Origin of the sequence: Streptomyces sp. NPDC096048, assembly GCF_044763415.1 — a bacterium.
In the GTDB taxonomy this organism is placed as follows: Bacteria; Actinomycetota; Actinomycetes; order Streptomycetales; family Streptomycetaceae; genus Streptomyces.
This window is the reverse complement of the sequence record NZ_JBIWGG010000003.1, coordinates 645603-667163: the sequence shown is the minus strand read 5'-3', so window position 1 is coordinate 667163 and position 21561 is coordinate 645603. Positions and strand designations below refer to the sequence as shown.

The window sequence follows — 21561 nt, the reverse complement described above, 5'->3', positions numbered from 1 at the left end:
CCGCAGGTGGGAGCGCTCCCGCAAGTGGCGGAGCCGCCGGTGTGACTTGTCTCATACCCGGCTCCGCCCCGGGCCTACGCCAGTTCCCGGTCCGTGACCACCCGCAGGGCGGTCGTCCCGTCCCGCTCCGCTCGCGCCTGCTCCAGGCGCAGCCGGGCCGATCTTCCCCGCAGGGTCAGCGTCATGAGCTGATTGCCGAACCAGGGTCCGCCGGTCTTGCGCCAGCCGACCGCCGGCGGCGCACAGCGTCCGTGCCGGGCGACGCGCCGCCCGAGGGCACGCGCCAGGGCGCTCCAGCCGAAGCGGAAGCCGAGACGGATGGAGAGCGGCACGGAGTTGTGGACGGGGGAGCAGGTCAGCTGGGCCACCGTGGCGTCGGGCGTGCGGCCCGGCCAGGACGGCTCGGCCACGTAGGCGTGGTGGACGTCGCCCGACAGCACGCTCACGGTCGCGGGCGCCCCGGGCCCCGTACCGGCCTCGGCGATCAGGTCCGCGAGCGAGTCGAAGGAGGTCGGGAAGGCCGACCAGTGCTCCAGGTCGGCCCCGCGCCTGATCCGCTCCCCGAGCCGGGCCCAGCGCGTGCCCCGTTCGCCGACGCACATCGCGGCGCTCCAGGCCTCCACGTCGTGCACGAGATGGGGCAGCAGCCAGGGCAGGGAGGTGCCGATCAGCAGATGGTCGTAGGAGTCTCGATCCTCCAGGATCTGCTCGCGCAGCCAGGCGGCCTCGCCCGGGTCGAGCATCGTGCGGCTGTCCTCCTTGAGGACGCGGGCCGCGCGGGAGTCGACCATCACCAGCCGTACGCGGCCGAAGTCGCGCCGGTAGCTCCAGCGGACGGCGGTCGGGTCGGCGTCGGCCCGCGCGGCGAACGTACGGAGCGCGTCGGTGCCGTCGGGGGCCTCGCGGACGGCCGCGTAGAGGGGGTCGGCGGCCAGCTCGTCCGGGGAGAGGTTGCCCAGCTGCTGGTACACCCAGTAGGACATCAGCCCGCTCAGCAGCCGCTCACGCCACCAGTCCGTGGCCCGCATGTCGGCGAGCCAGGCGGCGGAGGTGTTCCAGTCGTCGATGACGTCGTGGTCGTCGAAGATCATGCAACTGGGCACCGTGGACAGCAGCCAGCGCACCTGGGGGTCGCTCCACGACTCGTCGTAGAGGCGGGTGTACTCCTCGTAGTCCGCGATCTGTTCGCCCGGCGGCTCGGCCAGGTCGCGGCGGCCGGCGATCCAGCGGCGTGTGGCGTCGGAGATCTCGTCGGCGTACACCTGGTCGCCGAGCAGGAGCAGCACGTCGGGTCGCGTGCCCTCCGGGTCGGCCGCGATGCGGGTGGCCAGGCTGTCCAGCGCGTCCTGGCCCACCGGGTCCTTCTCGCCGGCCGGCGGCGCTGCCCAGCGGCAGGACCCGAAGGCGATCCGCATGCCCTCGTCCGCCGGGGGCGTGGCGATCACCGAGGGAGGAAAGGGCGAGTCGGCCGGCGGCCATACGCGGGCGCCGTCGAGGAGCACCTCGTACTCCGTCGCCGTGCCGGGTGTCAGGCCGTTCACCGGGACCAGGGCGTAGTGGTGGCCCGCGATCTGGAAGGTGCGGGTCGTGCCGCGGGCGCCGTCGGCGCAGCGCACCTCGGTGGTGCAGGGCCGGTTCGTCTCGACCCAGATGGTCGCCGACGAGCCGTCGGTGTATCTCAGCAATGGTCCCAGGCGCAGTCCGGCCATGGTGATCCCCTCCTCCGTCGCCCCGTACGGTACGGAACGACGGAGGCCGACGGAGAGGCTCCGCGCCGAACGCGCGATGGACGGGGCGTCAGCAGTTCGCAAGGTTGTTCTGCAGCGCCGACTTCTCGGCTGAGTCGACCGAGAGGTCGTAGTAGTACTTCACCTGTACCCAGGCGCGGACGTATGTGCAGCGGTAGGCGCTGCGCGAGGGCATCCAGGTGGCCGGGTCCTGGTCGCCCTTGGACTGGTTGACGTTGTCGGTGACCGCGAGGAGCTGGGGACGGGTCAGGTCGTTGGCGAAGGACTGGCGCCGGGAGGTGCTCCAGGAGCCGGCGCCCGAGTCCCAGGCCTCGGCGAGCGGCACGAGGTGGTCGATGTCGACGTCGGAGGCGGCGGACCAGGTGGCGCCGTCGTAGGGGGAGTACCAGCTGCCCTTCGTGGCGGCGCAGGAGGAGTCGGTGACGACGCCCGAGCCGTCGCGCTTGAGGACGGTCTCGCGGGTGTTGCAGGAGCCGGACTGCGTGATCCAGTGCGGGAAGAGCTCGCGGTCGTAGCCGGTGCGGCTCTCGGTCTTCACGGTGAGAGAGGCGAGGTAGGAGCGGGCGGTGGCGGCGCTGACCGGGGTGGGGAGGGCGGCGGAGGCGGCCGGGCCGTTGAGGAGCCCGGCGGAGGCTATGAGTCCGGTGAACGCGGCGAGGGTGGCGAGCCGTCGACGCGCGTAGAACTTCGGCATGCGAACTCCCTTGGGTTGTGGGGGTGTTGGGACGCGGGCAGGGGAATGCTCGCGACGCCGCATGGCGTACAGGTGTGCGGTCGGTAAGAAGTTAGTGACGTGTGCATGGCACGTCTACAAGTGCGACGGATTTCGTCCCTCGGGCCGCCCTGGCTCTCGTCCCTCGGGCGGCCCGGATTCTCGCCCCTCGGGCGGCCCGGGTTCTCGCCCCCGGGTCTCCGGGACCTTCGCCTCTCGGGACCGCCCGGGGCTCGCGTACTATGGACGGCGCAGAAGGGGAGTAGCTCTTCGCCGGACCGTCGACATACTGCTCAGCTCGTCTGAGCCGGCGCCCGGAGGCAGGCCTCGCACGCGGGGCCGGCCAGCGAGACCTTCGGCAAGCAGTGCACGCCCGTGCCGTACGGCGGGGGCGACCGTGTGCTGCCGTGCCGAGGTGTCCGCAGCGCAGGACCAACACTCTCGGTGGGGCGGCCCCGACCGATAGAGGAACCCTTGATCAGCCTGACCGTGACGGCAGTCGTCTTCGGCGTCGTCTTTCTCGCCGAACTGCCCGACAAGACCGCGCTCGCCGGCCTGGTCCTCGGCACCCGCTACCGGGCCTCGTACGTCTTCGCCGGCGTGGCCGCCGCCTTCTTGCTGCACGTCGTGCTCGCGGTCGCGGCCGGCAGCGTGCTGACCCTGCTGCCGCAGCAGATCGTGCACGCGATCACCGGTGTGCTGTTCCTGGGCGGCGCGGCTGTGCTGCTGATGAAGAAGGGCGACGAGGACGAGGAGATCCGCAAGCCGGAGGACCAGTCCTTCTGGAAGGTCTCCGGGGCGGGCTTCATGCTCATCCTGGTCGCCGAGTTCGGCGACCTCACGCAGATCATGACGGCGAACCTCGCGGCCCGCTACGACGACCCGCTCTCCGTCGGCCTCGGCGCGGTGCTCGCGCTGTGGGCGGTGGCCGGGCTCGGCATCGTCGGCGGAAAGGCGCTGATGAAGCGGGTGCCGCTGGCGCTGATCACGAAGGTCGCGGCGTTGCTCATGCTGGGCCTCGGGGTGTGGAGCCTGTGGGAGGCGATCGCCGGCTGAGCGTCGGTCGGGCGGGTCCCGGTGCCGTGCGAGCCGGTGACGTGAGAACTGAACGGTTCGTGAACGTCGGGCTGGGCGGTGGCGCGATCCCCGTTCTGTTTTGTACCGTGGATGAACAAAGTGGCTCCCGCCCGTTCTCCCTGACCGGCGGGCGGGGTCACCTTGTTTCCTCCCCGCGCCTTGGAGTCTGCCGATGACGGCCACCGCCACCACCGTTCTCACCGCCCGTGCCCTGCTGCTGGACATGGACGGCACCCTCGTCAACTCGGACGCCGCCGTCGAGCGCGTCTGGCGGGGCTGGGCCGACCGGCACGGCCTGGACGGCGACGAGGTCATGAAGGTCGTCCACGGACGGCAGGGCTACGCCTCGATGGCGCTGCTGCTGCCGGACCGGCCCATAGAGCAGAACCACGCCGACAACGCCCGCATGCTCGCCGAGGAGACCGCCGACACCGAGGGTGTCGTCGCGATCCCCGGGGCGCCGGAGTTCCTCGCCTCGCTGCGCGGGCTGCCGCACGCCCTGGTGACCTCGGCCGACGTGCCGCTGTCCACCGCGCGGATGGCCGCCGCCGGGCTCGCCCAGCCGGACGTGCGGGTCACCGCCGAGTCGGTCGGCGCCAGCAAGCCCGACCCCGAGGGTTTCCTCAAGGGCGCCGCCGAGCTGGGCATCGCCCCCGGCGACTGCATCGCCTTCGAGGACTCCGGCGCCGGCATCACGGCCGCGCGCGCCGCGGGGATGCGGGTCGTGGGCGTGGGTCCGCGGGCCGCTGCCCACGGGCCCGACGTCGTCGTGGAGGACCTGACGCGGGTACGGGTGGAGGCCGGCGCGGACGGGACGCTGCGGCTGCACATCGGCTGACGGCCGGTGTCGCGGGCCGGGAGGGACGCGGTATCGCGCTGCCGCACCGTGCCGCCCTGGCGGGGGCCGTAAGCCCCGGCGGGGGCCGTAGCCCCGGCCGGGGCCGTAGAGCCCGGCGGGGGCCGTAGCGCCTGGCGAGGGCCGTAGCGCCTGGCGAGGGCCGTAAGACCCGGCGAGGACCGTAGTGCCCGTAGCGCCCCGGCGGACGCGCGCGTGAGCGGCGCCTACGGCTCCCGCGTCTCCGACTCCAGCCGGCGCCGGGTGTCCTGGCCGTAGACGCCGAGTTCGTCGTCGCGGAGGCCGCGGGCCCACTGGTAGGTGCGGACCGAGTCCTCGACCTGACGGTTGTAGTTGCCGTTGATGTCGCCGGTGTAGAGGTACAGCTGGGTCAGGCGCTGCTGGAGCTCGACGACCTCGGGTCCCCGGTCGCCGCGGTGCAGGGGCACGCCTCCGTCGGGGACGCGGTCGTCGTCCTCGGACTCCTGCGTGGGCTCGTCGGCAGGCCTGGTCGTCGTGCTCTGCGTCGGTTCGGCCGACCGGGACGGCGTGGGAGAGGCGCTCGACGCCGACGCCGACGGGGACGGCGAGGACGACGGACTGGCGCTGGGGGACGCGGAGGCGGACGGGGACGTCGACGCGGAGGTCCGGGGGGCCGACGGCGCGCTCGACTCGGGGGTCGCGGAAGCCTCGCTGGTCGACGGGTCCGGCACACTCGCCCGGACCTCGTCCGGCAGCGCCCCGTCCCGCGAGGGCGTCTCGTAGGAGAACAGGCCGCTCGCGTACCCGGCAGCGCCCACCACGACCACGACCGCCCCCGCCGCACTGAGCAGGACGCTCCGCCGCCGTTTGCGCGGCGGACGTCCGCCGGTACCGCCCGCACCCGCACCGGGCCCCGCGGGCTCCACGGGCCCGGAGGGGGCGGCGGACGAGTCCGCCGAGGTCTCGAACAGGCGCAGGTCGTGGGCGCTGGGCGCGTCGCCGGGGGGCGCCAGGGGCGTGGGCAGCGCGGAGGTCGTCTCCGCGGTCGCGCCGGGCGGCTCGGCACCGACGGCGCGCAGCGTCATGGTGGCGTCCGGGTCGGGCGGAGAGGGCGGCACGGACGCGGACGGGGCCGCCGCGGACGCCGGTCCGGAGGAGGGTGCTCTGGACGTAGGTGTCCCGGGCGCGGGTGCTCCGGGCGTGGATGCTCCGGGCACGGGTGTCCCGGACGAGGAGGCCCCCGAAGGCGCCACCGTCCCCGGCGTTCCTGGCGTCCCCACCGTCCCCGGCGTTCCTGGCGTCCCCACCGTCCCCGGCGTTCCTGGCGTCCCCACCGTCCCCGGCGTCCCCGGTGTCCCCGGCGGGCCGGGCGTCCCCCGCGTGCCCGGCTCCCCGGCCCCGTCCAGTTCGACGTACGGCCGTATGCGCAGCGGGTCGAAGTCCTCCGCCGCTGCCGCCTGTGCCGTACGCGCGTCGCGCAGGGCGTCGGCCGCCCGCGACCCGCAGGAGCAGGAGGGCGTGCGGTCCGCCGCCCTGGGCGTTCCGCACTCCGGGCACGAGTGCCCCCGGGGCTGCCCCTGCCGCCCCTGCGGCTCCTGTGGCGGCGGCTCTTTCTGCTGTTCCACGTGTTCGTCCCTCCCCTCGCGACTCCCCTCGCGAACTCCAGAGATTATGCAGATCTTCTCCACACTCCCACGCGCACGCCCCCGGAATACCGGCTTCCGACAGGACTGAACCGGCCATAACGGGTCACACCGACCTGGATGGAAGGTGTGCGAGTGCACTCGTGAGAGACCGGTGAGACACCCGTGGGAGGTCTTCATGGCGGGAGATGTGCGCGAAGCGTCGGATCCGACCGACCAGGGGCAGGAGCAGGTCTCCAGCGGTGTTCTCGTCTCGATCGGAGCCCTGCTCCTCGGCATGCTGCTCGCCGCCCTCGACCAGACCATCGTGTCGACGGCGCTGCCCACCATCGTCAGCGACCTGGGCGGCCTGGAGCACCTGTCCTGGGTGGTCACCGCGTACCTGCTGGCCGCGACCGCCGCCACCCCGCTGTGGGGCAAGCTCGGCGATCAGTACGGGCGCAAGAAGCTGTTCCAGACGGCGATCGTGATCTTCCTGGTCGGCTCCGCGCTGTGCGGCGTGGCGCAGAGCATGTCCGAGCTGATCGCCTTCCGCGCCCTCCAGGGGCTGGGCGGCGGCGGTCTGATGGTGCTGTCGATGGCGATCGTCGGCGACCTGGTCCCACCCCGTGAACGCGGCCGCTACCAGGGCCTGTTCGGCGCGGTCTTCGGCGCGACGAGCGTGCTGGGACCGCTGCTCGGCGGGGTCTTCACCGAACATCTGAGCTGGCGCTGGGTCTTCTACATCAACCTGCCCGTCGGCGTCGTCGCGCTCGCCGTGATCGCGGCGGTGCTGCACATCCCGCGCCGGACCACCCGGCACGTCATCGACTACCTCGGTACCCTCCTCATCGCGTCCGTCGCCACCTGCCTGGTGCTGGTGGCCTCGCTCGGCGGCACGACCTGGGCCTGGGGTTCGCCGCAGATCATCGGCCTGGCGGTGCTGGGCGTCGTCCTGGCCGCCCTCTTCGTGGCCGTGGAGCGCAGGGCCGCCGAGCCCGTCCTCCCGCTCAAGCTCTTCCGCGTCCGCACCTTCACACTGTCCGCGGTCATCAGCTTCGTCGTCGGCTTCGCGATGTTCGGCGCGATGACCTACCTGCCGACGTTCCTCCAGGTCGTGCGGGGTGTCAGCCCGACCATGTCCGGTGTGCACATGCTGCCGATGGTGTTCGGCCTGCTGCTCTCTTCGACGGTCTCCGGTCAGATCGTCAGCCGCACCGGCCGCTGGAAGGTGTTCCCCGTCGCGGGCACCGCCGTCACCACCCTCGGCCTGCTCCTGCTGCACCAACTCGACGAGAACAGCGCGACCGCCGAGATGAGCGCCTACTTCTTCGTCTTCGGCCTGGGCCTCGGCCTGGTGATGCAGGTCCTCGTCCTCATCGTGCAGAACGCCGTGGCGTACGAGGACCTGGGCGTCGCCACCTCGGGCGCGACCTTCTTCCGCTCCATCGGCGCGTCCTTCGGTGTCGCCGTCTTCGGCACGATCTTCGCGGGCCGCCTCGGCGACAAGCTCACGGACGCCTTCCGGGGCGCCCAACTCCCGCCCGGCGTCTCGGTGGACACCCTGAAGGCCGACCCGCGCGGCATCGGCGCCCTGCCGCCCGCCCTGCGCCCCGAGGCACTGAGCGCCTACGCCTCCGCCATCACCGACGTCTTCCTGTACGCCGCCCCCGTCGCCCTCCTCGGCTTCGTGCTGGCCTGGTTCCTGAAGGAGGACCGGCTGCGCGGCTCGGTCACGGCACCGGACGCCACGCAGACCCTGGCCAGCAACCCGGTGGAGCGGTCCTCGCACGACGAGGTGTGCCGTGCGCTGTCGGTGCTCGGCACCCGCGAGGGCCGCCGGGAGGTCTACCGGCGGATCACCGCGCGAGCGGGCTACGACCTGCTGCCTGCGTCGAGCTGGATGCTGCTGCGGGTCAGGAGGTACGGCCGGGTCGAACCGGCGCTCCTCGCCGAGCGCAGCCCCGTCCCGCTGACCACCGTCATGGCCGCCGCCCGCCAGGTGGAGGAACGGCACCTCGCCGTCCGCGAGGGACTCGACCTGGTCCTCACCGCCCGGGGCCGCGAGGCGGCGGAACGGCTCGCGCAGGCCCGCGAGGAATCCCTGGCCGAGCTGCTCGGCGACTGGTGGGGCCCGGACCGCCCGACCGACCTGGTGCGGCTCGTGAAGGAACTCACCGGCGAGCTGTGCGGCTCGGAGCGGGAACACCCGCACGACCCGCGCACGCCGGCACGGGCGGGCTGACCCCGCCGGTACCGCCCGTCCCCCCGCCCCGCCGGTACCGCTCGCCCCGTCCGTACTGCCCGCCCCGTCCGTACTGCCCGCCCCGCTCGCCCCAGTGACTCAGACAGGGCACGGAAGCTGTTTCACGAACCAGTGCTCGGCGTAGGGGTCCTCCTTGTACGCCTCGGTCTCCGAGTAGCCGAGCCGGGCGTACAGGGCGCGGGCCTCGACGAGATCGCCGCGCGTGTCGAGGACCATGCGCTCGGCCCCGAGAGCCCGTGCGGCGTCCTCGGCGGCCCGTACGAGCAGTGCGGCACCGCCCCGGCCGCGCATCCGCTCGTACAGGAACACCCGGGTCAGCTCGGCGGTGGCGTCGTCCCGCAGCCGTACGCCCGAGGTGCCGGCCGGTTCGCCTCCGTACCGCGCGACCAGCAACCGTCCCCGGGGCGGCACGAGGTCGGCGCCGGAGTGCGCGGCGATCTCCCGCTCCAGTTCGCCGGGGTCGGTGGTCCGCCCCTCGTGCAGCAGGTAGTAGCGGTCGCTCACCTCCGTGTAGTACGCGCGCCAGAGGGCGGCGGCGACGGGGGAGTCGTACGGTTCCGGGGCAACGGTCCAGGTCATGACCGGCATTGTCGGGACGGCACCCGCCCCGTGTGCAAGCGTATTTTCGCACCGATGCGCCGTCGGTGCGCGCTGTGCGCCGTTTGAGGGCGGAGTCCGGGGCAACCCGAACAGCGAACCGGCCCGTTCCGAGAGCCGGTAGGGCCGAGAACCCGGAAGGCACTCATGTCCACAGGCGTGATCATCGCTTTGATCGTGATCGTGGCGGCCGTGCTCGTTGTCGCGGCCGTACTGGCCCTGCGCGCGCGGGGCCCCCAGCACGGCGGAAGCCTGAAGCGGCGCTTCGGGCCCGAATACGACCGGGCCGTGGCCCGGCACGACGGCGACACCAAGGCAGCCGAGCGCGAACTCGCCGAGCGCGTGGAACGGCACGGGTCACTGCACCAGAGGCCGCTGGACCCGGCCGAGCGCGAGCGCTTCGAGGCGCGCTGGACCGCGGCCCAGGAGCGCTTCGTCGACTCTCCGCGCGAGGCGGTCGGCGAGGCGGACCGGCTGCTCGCGGAGCTGGCCGGTGCCCGGGGCTTCCCGGACGGCGGGCAGTACGAGGAGCAGCTCGCGGCGCTGTCCGTGCACCACGCCCACCACGTCGACGGCTACCGGCGCGTGCACCGCGTGACGCACGCGCGTGTGGACGGCGCGCAGGACAGCGGCGCGGGTACGGAGGAGATGCGCGAGTCCATGGTCGAGGCCCGCGCGCTGTTCGATGACCTGGTGGGCCCGGACCGCCACGACGCCGGCCGCCACCGGGCCGCAACGGGCGGCGACGGATCCGCGCCCGCCCACACCCGCCCGCACCACTCCTGGTCGCTCAGCAAGCGCCAGCCGAAGGAGAGTTGAGGCACATGTCCGATGTGACCCGTAACCCCGGCGGCATCCCCGTCGAGCGGGACAGGCAGACACCCGACGTCCGTGGTGGGACGGCCCCCGGCACCGACCGGGCCGCCGACGCCCAGCCGGCCCCCGGCCCACGCGCCGACTCGGCCCCCGGCCCACGCGCCGACTCGGCCTCCGGCACACGTGCCGACCTCACCCCCGATCCGCGAACGGAGAGCACCACCACCTCGGCCGCCCACGGGGGCACGCTCCTCCCGCACGAGGAGTGCGACAAGCTCGGACAGCGGCTGCAGCACGCGGTGGCCGACTTCGTCGACGCGCCCCGTGCCTCCGTCGAGGAGGCCGACCGCGTCCTGGAGGAGATCACCGCCCGCTTCACGGACGCCGTGACGCACCGCCGCCGCACGCTGCGCACGTCCTGGCAGGACACCGGCGGGGACGACCGCGCGACGAGCACCGACACCGAACAACTCCGCCTGGCCCTGCGGGACTACCGCGAGCTGGCGGACCGCCTGATGCGCCTGTGAACGACAGGCGTCACCGCTCCGCCCGGCGCTCCCGCCACTGCCGTACGACCGCTTCGACGTCGTAGGGCTTCAGACCCAGCGGGGGGCCGGGCGGCGGCCTGAACATGACGTCGCGGATCTTGACGTTGATCTCCTCGACGATGCGGCGGACCACTCGCTCCGACGGGGCCTTCGCCGCCGCCTCCAAGGCGTCCTCCGCCTCCCTGCGCAGGGCCAGGGTGGGCGGCAGCACGGAGAAGCCCTCGCGGGCCATCTTCCGCTTGACCCACCACAGTTCGTCGTAGGTGCCGTCCACCTCGCTCGGCAGGGGATTGCCCGCTCCGGGCAGTTCCGCGAACGCGCCGCGCGCGTCCGCATCACGGATCTGTCTGTCGACCCAGGACTCGAAGTCGACGCCAGGTGGCTTTCGCTCGGTCATGACCCCATTGTGCCGGACACCGCGCCACCGGCCGATCTATCATTCGGCGGCGACGAGCCAACGACGGACGTCTTGAGGTCTGCGAAGGAGCGCACGTGCTCGAACTCACCATGGCCGCCGTCACCGCGGCGGACGCGGGTGCCACGGCCGGCATGCAGATGGCCGACGCGCCCAGCGAGCCCGACGCGGTGCTGCGGGTCGGCCGGGACAAGTCCGTGTGCCGGCTGTCGACGCCGGACGACTGGCTGTTCGTCTCCCGGGTCCACCTGGAGTTCCGGTGCGGTACCGACGGCACGTGGCGGCTGACCTGGCTGCGGGGCTCGCAGCCGGACCCCTCCTCCGAGGTCCGCCTCACCGTCGACGGCTACGCGCGGCCCCTGGCCTACGGCGGCACCGTGCCGCTGCCGAGGGGCGGCAGCGGCGAGATAGTCGTCCAGGACCGTGCGGAGCCGCGCAGCGTCAACGTGGGCTTCTACCACGAGGTGTGAGGCCGCGCGCTCGTCCTCGGGCCGGCTGGCCGGCCCTCAGGCCAGCACCCGGGCCAGCGCGAACCCGTCGTACCCCTTGCTGCCGACCGTCTGGACGGCCGTACCGCTGAGCCGCGGGTGGCTGCCGATCAGCTCGATGGCGGCGCGGGTGCCGCGTACGTCGTCGGCGGCGTCGTCGGCGTCGGCCACGCGGCCGCCGCGGACCACGTTGTCGAGGACGATCAGGCTGCCGGTGCTGGTGAGTCTCAGGGCCCACTCCAGGTAGTGGGGGTTGTTGCCCTTGTCGGCGTCGATGAAGACCAGGTCGAAGGGCGGCGGGTTCTCGTCGGCGAGCTTCGGCAGCGACTCCAGGGCGGGGCCCACGCGTACGTCGACGAGAGCGTCGAGGCCGGCGCGGGCGATGTTGCGCGTGGCGACCTCGGCGTGCCGGGCGCTGTACTCGAGCGTCACCAGGCGGCCGTCCGCGGGCAGGGCGCGGGCCAGCCAGATGGTGCTGTAGCCGCCGAGGGTGCCGATCTCCAGGATGCTGCGGGCGCCCTGGATCTGGGCGAGGAGCTGGAGCAGCTTGCCCTGGTTGGCGGCGACGTTGATCCGCGGGAGCTGGGCGGCGTCGCTCTCCCGCAGGGCGGCCTGCAGGGCGTCGTCGGCGGGGGCGAGGTGGGTGGTGAAGTAGGCGTCGACGTCGTCCCAGAGCTGCGACTCGCTCATGGCGGGCCTCCCGTGTGCGTCGTTAGCTTTTCTAAGTAGGTGTGCTAACGAAGATAGCCGGGGGGTGGGGTGGGGCGGGGCGATTTCGTGGGCGTGTTCCGGTCGGGTGCGGTCGGTGAGCCGGCGTCCCCTGGTCGCCCGGCGCGGGCGCGGGGGCACACGGCCCGGCGCTACCGGGGTGCCCGGCGTGGGTGCGGGCCGGGGGTGGGTGACGCGGCCCGGCGCTGCGGGGTGCCGCCGCGCCCACCCGTGCCGCCCCAGCGGCACGACTGCCCGCAGCTGGGGGCGGCGGCGCCGCGGGCGGAGAGCCGCGTACGGCGAGAAGGGACGTGTCGGGGGGTGTCCGCCCGCAGCGGTTGGCGCGTCAACGCCCCGCACCACTGTGGCCGACCGATTCCGCGCCGTTCCGAGGACGGACACCCCCCGGCGCGGCCCGACCCACCACGCGACAAACCGCGCTACGCGCACCCCCCGAACCCGCACAGGCCGCCGCAGGCACCCGCTGACTAGCACCCGCTGACTGGCACCGCTGACTAGCGGCCGTCGACCGCCGGCGCCGAGCCCGGCAGCGGGCGGCCGGCCGACTCCGACATGAACCACACCGCCACGCCGCCGATCACGGCCGCGGCCATCATGTAGTACGCGGGCATCATCATGTCGCCCGTCGCCCCGATCAGCGCCGTCACCACCAGCGGAGTCGTCCCGCCGAACAGGGACACGGACACGTTGAAGCCGATGGACAGCGAGCCGTACCGCACCCGTGTCGGGAACAGCGCCGGCAGCGCGGACGGCATCGACGCCGTGAAGCAGACCAGCAGCAGTCCGAGCGCGGCCATGCCCAGCCCCACCGCCAGCAGGCTGCCCTCGCGGATCAGCAGCAGCGCCGGGACGGAGAGGAGCAGGAACCCCGCACAGCCCGCCGCGATCACCGGCCGCCGTCCGACCCGGTCGGTCAGCGCGCCGGCGAACGGCTGGACGATCATCATCAGGGCCATCACGGCCAGCACCACGAGCAGGCCGTGCGTCTCGTCGTACTTCAGCTCGCTCGTCAGATAGCTCGGCATGTACGACAGCAGCATGTAGTCGGTGACGTTGAAGACCAGCACCAGACCGACGCAGAGCAGCAGCGCCCTCCACTGGCCGGTGATCATGTCCCGCAGCGGTACCTTCGGCCGCGTGGCCTCCGCCTTGTCCAGCTCGGCCGCGAACGCCGGCGTCTCCTCCAGCCGCATCCGCAGATACAGCCCGATGATGCCCATCGGCCCGGCGATCAGGAACGGGATCCGCCAGCCCCAGGACGTCAGGTCGCCGTCGGACAGCAGTGCCGTCATCAGGGTCACCAGACCCGCACCGCCGATGTACCCGGCCAGCGTGCCGAACTCCAGCCAGCTCCCCAGGAACCCGCGCCGCTTGTCCGGCGCGTACTCGGCGATGAAGGTGGACGCGCCCGCGTACTCACCCCCGGTGGAGAACCCCTGCACCAGCCGTGCGACCAGCAGCAGCACCGGCGCCCAGACGCCGATCGTCGCGTACGAGGGGATGAGCCCGATGGCGAACGTACCCGCCGCCATCATGATCATCGTGAGCGCGAGGACCTTCTGCCGCCCGACCCGGTCGCCGAGCGGCCCGAAGACCATCCCGCCGAGCGGGCGGACCAGGAACGCCGCCGCGAAGGCGCCGAACGTGGAGAGCAGCTGGGCGGTCGGGTTGCCGGACGGGAAGAAGACCTTGCCCAGCGTCACGGCGATGTAGCTGTAGACGCCGAAGTCGAACCACTCCATCGCGTTGCCGAGCGCCGCCGCCTTCACGGCACGCCTGACGAGCGCGGGGTCGGTGACGGTGGGTGCGGAGGTGGCGCCCGACGGGGACGCGGGGGCCGGGGACGCGGGAGCCGGGCGGGACGGGTGAGCGGCGACGGGGGCAGCCGACAAAGCTTCGCTCGCCTACCTTTCGACGGGGGCGGGGACGGGACTCCACGACCCGCACGGCGGCGCTGTCGCCGGGCCGGAAAGAAGCCCGCGGCACCCGGCCACGGGCTGAAAAGCGACCATAGGCGCTGATGTGCCACTTACGCCCGGTATGCTTTTCGTTGCACAGTGCACCAAAAGGGCGTGCACGCAGGGACATCCGCAGGACGCGGAGTGCGCTCCTCCCTCGTGACCTGTGATCCTTCTCGCTCCCACGAGAGGCGTCGACACCGCTCCCGCACTATCGTCGTCCGAACAAACGGCCGGACGGTCGGGAAAAGACGGGGCGAAAAGCGGGCGGCGGTCAGGTTGAACGGGGGTTGCCCGCGTCTCCCCCCGGGGGTGGTGCGAGCCTCATAGGGTTCGCAAGGACAACACACCGCGCACACAGGCGCGGTACGAACGGGGCGGGAGGCCGACGAGGCGTGGCGAATGCGGAGCACAGTGGGCGACCGGCGGAGGCTTTCGGAGCCCCGGCCGTCGATGCGACCAGAGCACGGCTGCGTGTCGCGCGCCTCGGCCTGTGGGTGGTCGCCGCCGTCCTCGCCGTACGACAGCTGGCCATGGTGCTCAGCACCCCGAGCGGGGAACGGCTGACGGACCTGGAGACCTGGGTCGGGGAGCACGGGGTCCTCCACGTGGAGGGGTCCCTCTACGAGTCCACGCAGTTCACCGGCACGCCCTTCGTCGGCCTGGTCCTCAAACCGTTCACCCGCGCCGCCGAACAGGCCCTCGGCTGGGGCTGGACCTTCGGCTCGCTGCTGCTCGTCGTGGCCCTCGGCCTGGTCGCCGCGCGCGCCCTGCCGAAGCCGGTGGGCCGCCGTACGGCACTGCTGGCGGCGCCCGTGGCCGTCAGCCTGCTGATGGTCTCGCTGCCGGTGCGCAACGCGCTGTGGCTCGGCCAGACCAGCATCATCCCGGTCCTCCTCGTCCTGCTGGGCTGCTTCGCCGTACGCGGTGCACACGGCGACCGGATCGGCGGCGCGCTGATCGGAGTCGCCGCCGCCTTCCAGCCGACCGTCCTCCTCTTCGTCCCCCTGCTGTGGTTCACCGACCGCGGACGCGCGGCCGTGTCCACCGGCGTCACGTTCCTCGCCTGCACCGTCGTCGCCTGGGCGGCCATGGCGCAGGACTCCTACACCTACTGGGTCCACCACATGGCCGGCGTGGGCCTGGGCGGCGAGGCCGACGACCTCGCCAACCAGTCGCTGCACGGCGTCCTGCTGCGGCTCGGCCTCTCCGGCCCCCTGGAGATCGCCCTCTTCCTCCTGCTCGGCGCGGCCGTCGCCGTCCTCGCCCTGCGCCGCGCCGTGCGCTACGCCCGCGACGGCCAGCTGCTGCTCGCGGTCGCCATCACCGGCTGTGCGGCGGTCGTGGTCTCGCCCGCGACCTGGCAGCACCAGCTGCTGTGGGTGCTGCCCGCCGTCGTCGGCCGGGTCGGCAAGCGGGCCTCCGACCGGTACGTGTGGCCGGTCGCCGTCGTCCTGGTGATGACGCTGCCCGCGAAGATGATCCTGCCGAACATGGCGGCCCTCCACCCCCTGCGCGACAACGTCGTACTGCTCGCGGCGCTGGCCGCCGCGGTCGCCGTGCCGTTCCTGTCCCGCACGTCGCCGTACTTCGACGCGCCGGTCCCGACGAGCTACGCGCCCCCGGTCCCGGCCCGCTTCAAGCACATCCCCCTGCTGCCGTTCCTGCGCAGGGTCCTCACCCGCCCCAACCTCCTCCTGGAACTCCTGCTCATCCGGGTCACCTACGCCGCCTACTCCCAGGTCCGCCTCGCGGCGACCGGCGGCAGCAACTCGGCGGGCCGCGCCCGCGCGGAGGAGCACGGCCGGCAGATCCTCGATATCGAACGCTTCCTGCACATCGACATCGAGCACGCGATCAACCACGCCGTGGTGAAGATCGGCTGGCTGCGGGACTTCTTCGACTTCTACTACACGTCGTTCCACTTCGTCGTCCCGCTGGCCGTCCTCGGCGTGCTGTACTGGCGCCGCCCGGTCGACTACCGCTGGGCCCGCGCGTCCCTCGGCTTCGCCACGCTGCTGGCCCTGGTCGGCTTCTGGCTCTACCCGCTGGCACCGCCGCGCCTGATGCCGGGGTACGGGATCATCGACACGGTGCACGGCGTGCAGGACTTCTCGAAGCCGGACTACGGCACGCTGACGGCCCTCACCAACCAGTACGCGGCGATGCCGTCACTGCACTTCGGCTGGTCGCTGTGGTGCGGAGTGGTGATCGCGATCATCGCCCCGAAGATGTGGATGAAGGCGCTGGGCCTCCTGCACCCCCTGTTCACCGTCGCGGCGATCGTGGCGACCGGCAACCACTGGCTGCTGGACGCGGTGGGCGGCGCGGCCGTGGTCGTCGCGGGCTTCGGCCTGACGTACCTGTTCCAGGGCCCGAGGGCCCGGGTGGCGACGGGGACGGCGGCCAAGGCCCCTGCCCCCTCGGCCAAGGACCCCATCCTGGCCAAGGACCCCACCCCGCCCACGAACGCCATCCCCGCCCCCGCCTCCACCCCCGCCGCCCCGCCCCCGGCCAGGGGCACCGCCCCGCCCGCCGAGCAGCTCAGCAGCGATCCTCCGTCCCCGGCGAAGGACCGTACCGGGAGCTGAGCCGGTACTCGCCCGGCGCCTCGACCGTCAGGCGGGTGAACTCGCCGTCCCGGGCGAGGCACCCGCCGTCGGCCCGCAGCCACGGCGACCAGGCGACCCGCACGGTCACCGGGCCGGGCCGGTCCACGCGGAGCACCAGGTCGGCGCTGGTGGTCGTCACGACGGTGCCGGGCTCGGAGACGAGCGGTACGGCGTCCCGCACCCGGTACACCTGCCAGTGCTCGTCCTGCCAGACGGGCTCCAGCCACTCGGGCCGCAGGTCGCCGTCCCGCACGAGCCGTGCCTCCTCCTCGGCGGGCCCGTCCGGCTTGCCGAGCGGCAGGACGACGAAGCCGACCGCCCAGTGGTCCAGCCAGTCCCGGTAGGTGGCCGCTGAGAAGGTGCCGTCGTAGAAGAGACGGGCGCGTTCCACGTCGAGCTGCCGGTTCCAGCCACGGGCCAGATTGACGTGCGGCGCGAGCCCGGCCGCCTCGCGGTGGTCGCGGGCCGGTACCACCTCCACCCGCGTGCGATCGGCCCCGAGCCCCTCCAGTGCCCGCACGACACCGTCCGTCTCGGTGGCCCAGGCGGGCACCACGGTGTACTCCTTCAGATCGTCGGCGGTCTTCTTGCCCGTCCAGCCGACGGAGAAGACGAGGGCGACGATCAGCAGACCGCGGGCGATCCGCCGTGTCCGGTCGGTGCTGAGCAGGGCCGCGAGCAGCACGGGAGGTGCGAAGTACTCCGCGAACCGCTCGACGTTCGTGCCGACGGCGGAGGCTACGAGATACGTCAGTACGGTCCCCACCGCGTACACGGCCCCGCTCCACCGGGCGACCCGCCAGTCGCGCGGGGCCAGCGCCGTGACGGCGAGGCCGAGCACGACCGGCGGCCATATTCGGGACGCCGGCATCGGCTGCTCCCCGGCGAAGGGGAACAGCAGCGTGGTCAGCCCGACGACCGCGGCGGGCGGCACGAGGAGGACCAGGGCGCGTCCGCGGTCCCGTACGAGCAGGAAACCGGCTCCCACGACGGCCAGGTACAGCCCGGCCACCGGCGACGCCATGGTGGCCAGGGCGGCGTACCCGGCGGCGAGGACGAGCCGCCGCTCCCGGACCAGCACCACGCAGGCGGCCAGCCCGAAGGCGACGCCGAGCGCGAAGGTCGTACGCCCCGAGGCGACGTTGCACCACAGGCCGAGGGAAGCGAGCAGGACGGGCCACAGCGGCCTGCGCACTCCGGTCCGCATGATCAGCACGGCCGCCAGCCAGGAGGCGGCCAGCCCGGACACCACGGTGACCGTGCGCACACCGAGCGCGGCCATCAGATACGGCGAGATCACGCTGTAGTTGACGATGTGCGTCCCGCCGTACCAGAACAGCCCGTACGCAGAACCGCCGTGCCGCGAGACGAAGTCGGCCCATGCCTCCTGCGCGGCGAGGTCGCCCCCGCCGGTGGCGAGAAACACCCACCACACCGCGTACAGCGGAATGGTGGGCAGTGTGGCGAGCAGGGGCACGCGATGCCGGTGCCCGAAGGCACGCAGGGCGTCGCTCGGACGTCTCTCCCGACGGCGTTCGGGTCGTCGGGAGAGGGTGAGTTCGGCAGGGACCACGGTCGGGGTTTCCGTTCGGCGTCATCGGGGTGCACGGCGGGGGCACGTGCGAAGACGATAATTCGAACAGAAACGTTGACCGGGCCCCGGCCGGATCATTCCGCCAGGGCCTGTCGTCAGGCGGAGCCGGAACCAGCGCCCTTGCCGGGGGTCCAGTCCCAGTCGGCGATCTTCTCCGCCAGCTCCGGCAGCCTGCCGTCGCCGGGCTCGACGTCGATGTAGAACAGCGCTTCGTCCGGGTGCTTGTCGTCGCCGCCCCAGCGAACCACGCCCTCGCACTCGGCGAGGATGTCCCGGACCACCGCCAGCTGCTGCGGGAAGTAGCCGCCTCGCACTCCGGACGGGTAGGAGCCGGGCCGGACCTGCACCGCCGTGCCGGACGCCTGGTTCGACTCGGCCATGCCCTTGCGCACCTTCGAGGGGTGCCGCCAGCCGGTCACGTCGTCCCGGCGCAGTTCGTCGATCTCGTAGTGGAAGCGGCGGATCACGTGGACCAGCACGGTTTCGACGTCGCCCATGCGGACCTGGACGCCGTCGACCGGAATGCCCGGTACCGGTCTGGTGTAGATGTGCCCGTGATCGTCCGCGGTCTTCTCCATCTCCCATCCGTTGCGCGACGGGACGCCGCTCAGGACGCGCTTGTCGCGCTCTCGCGCCTTGCGCACCGACTCGCGGAGCTTTTCGGGCTCCGGGCCCTCGGGCCGCGCCAGGGCGGGCGAGGAGAGCAGTTGAGTGCCGACAACGGTGCCCGCGGCCAGGAAGGCGGCACGGCGCAGTATGTTGCGGCGGGAAAGAGGGGTGGTCACGTGTGGGTGCCCTTCTTGTGGTGTGCGATGACGAGCCAGGTCAGGACGAGAGCGCAGATTCCGAGCAGTACGGTCGCGGGGTTGAGGTAGGACGGGATGACCGCCTCGACCACCCGCCCGTCACCGGTCCGGCAGCCGAAGTGCAGGGGTACGAAGGTCGGTTCGTACCCGGTGACCTTGCCCTCGACGGCCTTCTCGCAGGCCTGGGCCTGGGCGTGGTCGTCGAAGAAGAGCAGGTGGAGAAGCCCCCAGGTGTACATGCCGACCGCCGCGTCCCATGCCAGTACGGCCGCCGGGCCGAGGAGCGTCGCGCCGTTCCTGCGGGAGCGCACCAGGCCGGTGATCACACGGACCGTCAGCCACACCACGGTGAGGAGACCGGCCAGGATCAGCAGGACCAGGATGGCCCCCACGTGCTCGGTGTAGGGCTCGTCGCCTGACATGTGCCGTACTCCTGTCAGAGGTTGCGCGAGATGGAGTTGTACTTCTCCATCACGTAGTAGAGCCCCATTCTCTTCTTGGCTTCCTCATAGGCGACGTCGCCGGGGCCCTGGTACCGGCGCAGGACCTCGTAGATCTCCTGGTCCGTGTATCCCAGGGTCGGCTGGCGCAGGGCCGGTGAGTCGTCGTCGCCGCCGGGCTTGCCGTCGATGTCCCAGCGGTGGATCAGCGCGACGCTGGTGAGGGCGTACGTCTCGCTGTCGTACGCCTGCTTCCACGCGTTGTACTTGTCCTCGTCGACCGACACGTCCCGGCGCGGCTGACCCGACCCGTAGCCCTTGTCGAGCGCGTGGTTCCAGGCGCCGATGAGGGTGACCGCCCGCTGCTTGGCGATGCCGGTGGAGGTGTCCCTGATGTACTGCCTGGTCGTGTTGAACGCCGTGATGACGGCGGCCCAGGCCAACTCGTCGTCCGGGGAGATGTGCCGCATCTCCCAGTAGGCGGTCGTCTGGATGAGCGCCTTGCGCATGTTGTGCCGGAGGGACAGCTCCGTGATCAGGTCGTCGTGCGCGGTGACGGTCCGCTCGAAGCACTTCCAGTGCTGGTAGCTGCGCACCCCGCCGTCGAGGGGGAAGCCGAGCGACTCCATGTACTTGCCGACGTCGGTCTCCATGGCGGTGGTGACGTCGGGGCTGAGGCGGGTGTCGGGCTTGACACCGCGGGGCGCGTTGAAGGACCCCTGCCCGGAGTCCCGCCCGGAGGCGATGTTGACGTCGATGTTGATCGCTCCGCTGCCGGAGCCGACGGTCTTGGTGACGATCTGGTCGTAGGCCCAGTTCGCGGGCAGCGGGTAACCGAAGTTCCCGGAGAACCCGGAGGACATGTCGGACACGAACGACGCCGAGGCGTGGCCGGCGTCGGAGACGCGGGTGCACACGTTGCGCGGACCGTAGACGCCGACCGTGTACCGGTTGCCGTCGTCGCGCATCGCGTCCTGAATGCCCTTGAAGTGCGGCAGGATGCTGTCGGTGACCTCGTAGTCGTAGGCGTCGAAGTCGACGGCGAAGAAGATCCGGGTCCCCGATTTGAACCCGTGGTCGAGGGCCGCGTTGATCGCGGCCTGGCCCGCGGCGCGCCCCAGGGGGTAGCTGAAGTCGGCCGCGCCCCGGCCGAAGGTCTGGTAGATGGGGAAGCAGCGCATGCCCTGGTCGGCGATGGTCTGCAGCTCCCCGGACTGGATCTCCTTCTCGGGCACCTTGCCGCCACCGGGGATCGGATTGGTGAGGTAACGCCCGATGATGCTGATCCCCTCGGCCTTGAGGGCCCTGGCCCGGTCGGGGGTGATCCTGGTGACGCCGTCGCAGGCGGTGCCCTTGCGCTCCTGGTCGCCGTAGGAGACCAGCAGCGAGGCCCAGGTGGAGAAGTCGCCCTGCCCCGTCACCGGGAGCTTGGCGAACGACTGGAAGGAGCGGACCGCGTCGGCCAGGGCGGAGGTGAAAGTGCCGCCGAACGCCACGGACCGCTGGTTGAGCAGCATCCCGGCGGTGAACAGCTGCACCCAGGTGCCGGACGACCCCACCGACAGCGTGTGCGCCTTGATACCGGACTTCGTGCCGGGCCCGAAGTTGCCGTTGGCGACGCCGTCGGCCATGCCGATCGTGTACTGGACCGCGTAGAGCATCGCCGTGGCGACGGTCCGGGAGTGGTGGCCGTCGCACGGGACGATGTAGAAGTCGCGGCGGTTGACGAACTCGCCGTTCATCCACTGCTGGACGGCCCTGATCTGCTCGGAGCCGCCGTTGACGGTGACGTACGGGTCCATGTTCAGCAGGCCCTTGAAGACCTTCGGGACCACGTCGCTGCCGGGGTAGGCGAAGTCGACGCCCATGTCCGACTTCAGCGAGAGTACCGAGTCCTTGACCCGGTCGCTGTACGTACCGTCGATCCCGCCGCCGTCGTACCCCTTGCAGTACAGCCCGGCCTGAACGATCCGGACGATGTTCCCGGGGGCGCCCGAGGCGTGGATGTTCGGATACTTCGACTGGAGTGTGGAGAGCGTCCCGGGGCCGAAGTTGTTCGACAGGCCGGATATGCCGAGTTCGTATTGGAGGGCCCGGGTGAGGGCGTACATGACGGTCCAGCTGGTCTGGCCGTTCTCGTCGAGCTTCGATATGCCCAGCTTGGCGCCGTTGTCATAAGTAGTGTTGATGAACTGCTGCGCCGCGCGCACCATTTCGTCAGCCATGGGCCGGCTTCCTCTCGGTCGGAGGGCGGCCGTCACCGAGCCCGAGGCCGCGCTCGACCGGGCGCCGGTCGGGCAGGGGTGATGACTGCCC

The 21561-nt window shown here is 72.1% G+C and carries 18 protein-coding genes; 7 read left to right on the top strand and 11 right to left on the bottom strand.

The window, feature by feature from the left end:
• Positions 1-74: 74 nt before the first annotated feature.
• Together ACIQ6R_RS10940 and ACIQ6R_RS10935 are read right to left on the bottom strand one after the other, a co-directional pair.
• A complete protein-coding gene (locus tag ACIQ6R_RS10940) occupies positions 75-1709 on the bottom strand; it encodes an alkaline phosphatase D family protein (protein ID WP_404220279.1) in 1635 nt (544 codons plus the stop codon).
• 88 nt (positions 1710-1797) lie between these two features.
• Positions 1798-2442, bottom strand: a complete 645-nt coding sequence (locus ACIQ6R_RS10935) for an HNH endonuclease family protein (RefSeq protein ID WP_404220277.1) — start codon at positions 2440-2442, stop codon at positions 1798-1800.
• Between the two features lie 492 nt (positions 2443-2934).
• Between ACIQ6R_RS10935 and ACIQ6R_RS10930 the strand changes: the two genes are divergently transcribed.
• Positions 2935-3516 (top strand): TMEM165/GDT1 family protein, encoded by a 582-nt coding sequence (locus tag ACIQ6R_RS10930; protein WP_404174889.1) that lies wholly within the window; start codon positions 2935-2937, stop codon positions 3514-3516.
• Positions 3517-3709: 193 nt separating this feature from the next.
• On the top strand, positions 3710-4375 hold the full coding sequence (locus tag ACIQ6R_RS10925) for an HAD family hydrolase (RefSeq protein WP_404220275.1): 666 nt from the start codon (positions 3710-3712) through the stop codon (positions 4373-4375).
• Positions 4376-4599: 224 nt separating this feature from the next.
• Here ACIQ6R_RS10925 and ACIQ6R_RS10920 read toward each other — a convergent pair whose 3' ends face one another.
• Positions 4600-5472, bottom strand: coding sequence for a peptidoglycan-binding protein (locus ACIQ6R_RS10920; RefSeq protein ID WP_404220273.1), 873 nt, complete (start codon positions 5470-5472; stop codon positions 4600-4602).
• Between the two features lie 703 nt (positions 5473-6175).
• On the opposite strand from ACIQ6R_RS10920, the gene ACIQ6R_RS10915 reads away from it, so the two are divergent.
• Positions 6176-8221 (top strand): DHA2 family efflux MFS transporter permease subunit, encoded by a 2046-nt coding sequence (locus ACIQ6R_RS10915; protein ID WP_404220271.1) that lies wholly within the window; start codon positions 6176-6178, stop codon positions 8219-8221.
• 99 nt (positions 8222-8320) lie between these two features.
• Here the strand turns inward: ACIQ6R_RS10915 and ACIQ6R_RS10910 are convergent, their stop codons facing one another.
• Complete coding sequence (locus ACIQ6R_RS10910; RefSeq protein WP_404174877.1) at positions 8321-8821, bottom strand: GNAT family N-acetyltransferase; 501 nt, start codon at positions 8819-8821, stop codon at positions 8321-8323.
• A 165-nt stretch (positions 8822-8986) separates the two neighbouring features.
• On the opposite strand from ACIQ6R_RS10910, the gene ACIQ6R_RS10905 reads away from it, so the two are divergent.
• Both ACIQ6R_RS10905 and ACIQ6R_RS10900 read left to right on the top strand, forming a co-directional pair.
• Positions 8987-9658 (top strand): hypothetical protein, encoded by a 672-nt coding sequence (locus ACIQ6R_RS10905; protein ID WP_404220269.1) that lies wholly within the window; start codon positions 8987-8989, stop codon positions 9656-9658.
• A gap of 5 nt (positions 9659-9663) precedes the next feature.
• On the top strand, positions 9664-10182 hold the full coding sequence (locus ACIQ6R_RS10900) for a hypothetical protein (RefSeq protein WP_404220267.1): 519 nt from the start codon (positions 9664-9666) through the stop codon (positions 10180-10182).
• A 10-nt stretch (positions 10183-10192) separates the two neighbouring features.
• On the opposite strand, the gene ACIQ6R_RS10895 is transcribed toward ACIQ6R_RS10900, so the two are convergent.
• Positions 10193-10600 carry a DUF1992 domain-containing protein gene (locus tag ACIQ6R_RS10895; RefSeq protein ID WP_404220265.1) on the bottom strand — a complete coding sequence of 136 codons (408 nt, stop codon included), beginning with the start codon at positions 10598-10600 and terminating at the stop codon, positions 10193-10195.
• A gap of 95 nt (positions 10601-10695) precedes the next feature.
• Between ACIQ6R_RS10895 and ACIQ6R_RS10890 the strand changes: the two genes are divergently transcribed.
• Positions 10696-11088: a hypothetical protein gene (locus ACIQ6R_RS10890; protein WP_404174866.1), complete on the top strand. Its 393-nt coding sequence runs from the start codon at positions 10696-10698 to the stop codon at positions 11086-11088.
• A 36-nt stretch (positions 11089-11124) separates the two neighbouring features.
• Here ACIQ6R_RS10890 and ACIQ6R_RS10885 read toward each other — a convergent pair whose 3' ends face one another.
• Both ACIQ6R_RS10885 and proP read right to left on the bottom strand, forming a co-directional pair.
• Entirely contained in the window at positions 11125-11796 is a 672-nt protein-coding gene (locus ACIQ6R_RS10885) for an O-methyltransferase (protein WP_404220263.1), read from the bottom strand.
• Between the two features lie 533 nt (positions 11797-12329).
• Positions 12330-13727 (bottom strand): glycine betaine/L-proline transporter ProP, encoded by a 1398-nt coding sequence (proP, locus tag ACIQ6R_RS10880; RefSeq protein ID WP_404220261.1) that lies wholly within the window; start codon positions 13725-13727, stop codon positions 12330-12332.
• A 461-nt stretch (positions 13728-14188) separates the two neighbouring features.
• Between proP and ACIQ6R_RS10875 the strand changes: the two genes are divergently transcribed.
• Entirely contained in the window at positions 14189-16384 is a 2196-nt protein-coding gene (locus tag ACIQ6R_RS10875; RefSeq protein WP_404220259.1) for a bifunctional glycosyltransferase 87/phosphatase PAP2 family protein, read from the top strand.
• Here the strand turns inward: ACIQ6R_RS10875 and ACIQ6R_RS10870 are convergent.
• The 4 genes from ACIQ6R_RS10870 to ACIQ6R_RS10855 all read right to left on the bottom strand — a co-directional run bounded on the left by ACIQ6R_RS10870 (position 16338) and on the right by ACIQ6R_RS10855 (position 21470).
• Positions 16338-17978, bottom strand: a complete 1641-nt coding sequence (locus ACIQ6R_RS10870; protein WP_404220257.1) for a hypothetical protein — start codon at positions 17976-17978, stop codon at positions 16338-16340. The two genes, ACIQ6R_RS10875 and ACIQ6R_RS10870, sit on opposite strands and share 47 nt — an antisense overlap.
• Before the next feature lie 116 nt (positions 17979-18094).
• On the bottom strand, positions 18095-18784 hold the full coding sequence (locus ACIQ6R_RS10865; protein WP_404220255.1) for a hypothetical protein: 690 nt from the start codon (positions 18782-18784) through the stop codon (positions 18095-18097).
• Entirely contained in the window at positions 18781-19227 is a 447-nt protein-coding gene (locus ACIQ6R_RS10860; protein ID WP_404220253.1) for a hypothetical protein, read from the bottom strand. The genes ACIQ6R_RS10865 and ACIQ6R_RS10860 overlap by 4 nt, the downstream gene beginning before the upstream one ends.
• A gap of 14 nt (positions 19228-19241) precedes the next feature.
• The gene (locus ACIQ6R_RS10855; RefSeq protein ID WP_404220251.1) at positions 19242-21470 is read right to left on the bottom strand and encodes a glycoside hydrolase domain-containing protein; all 2229 of its coding nucleotides are present in this window, start codon (positions 21468-21470) and stop codon (positions 19242-19244) included.
• Positions 21471-21561: the final 91 nt, after the last annotated feature.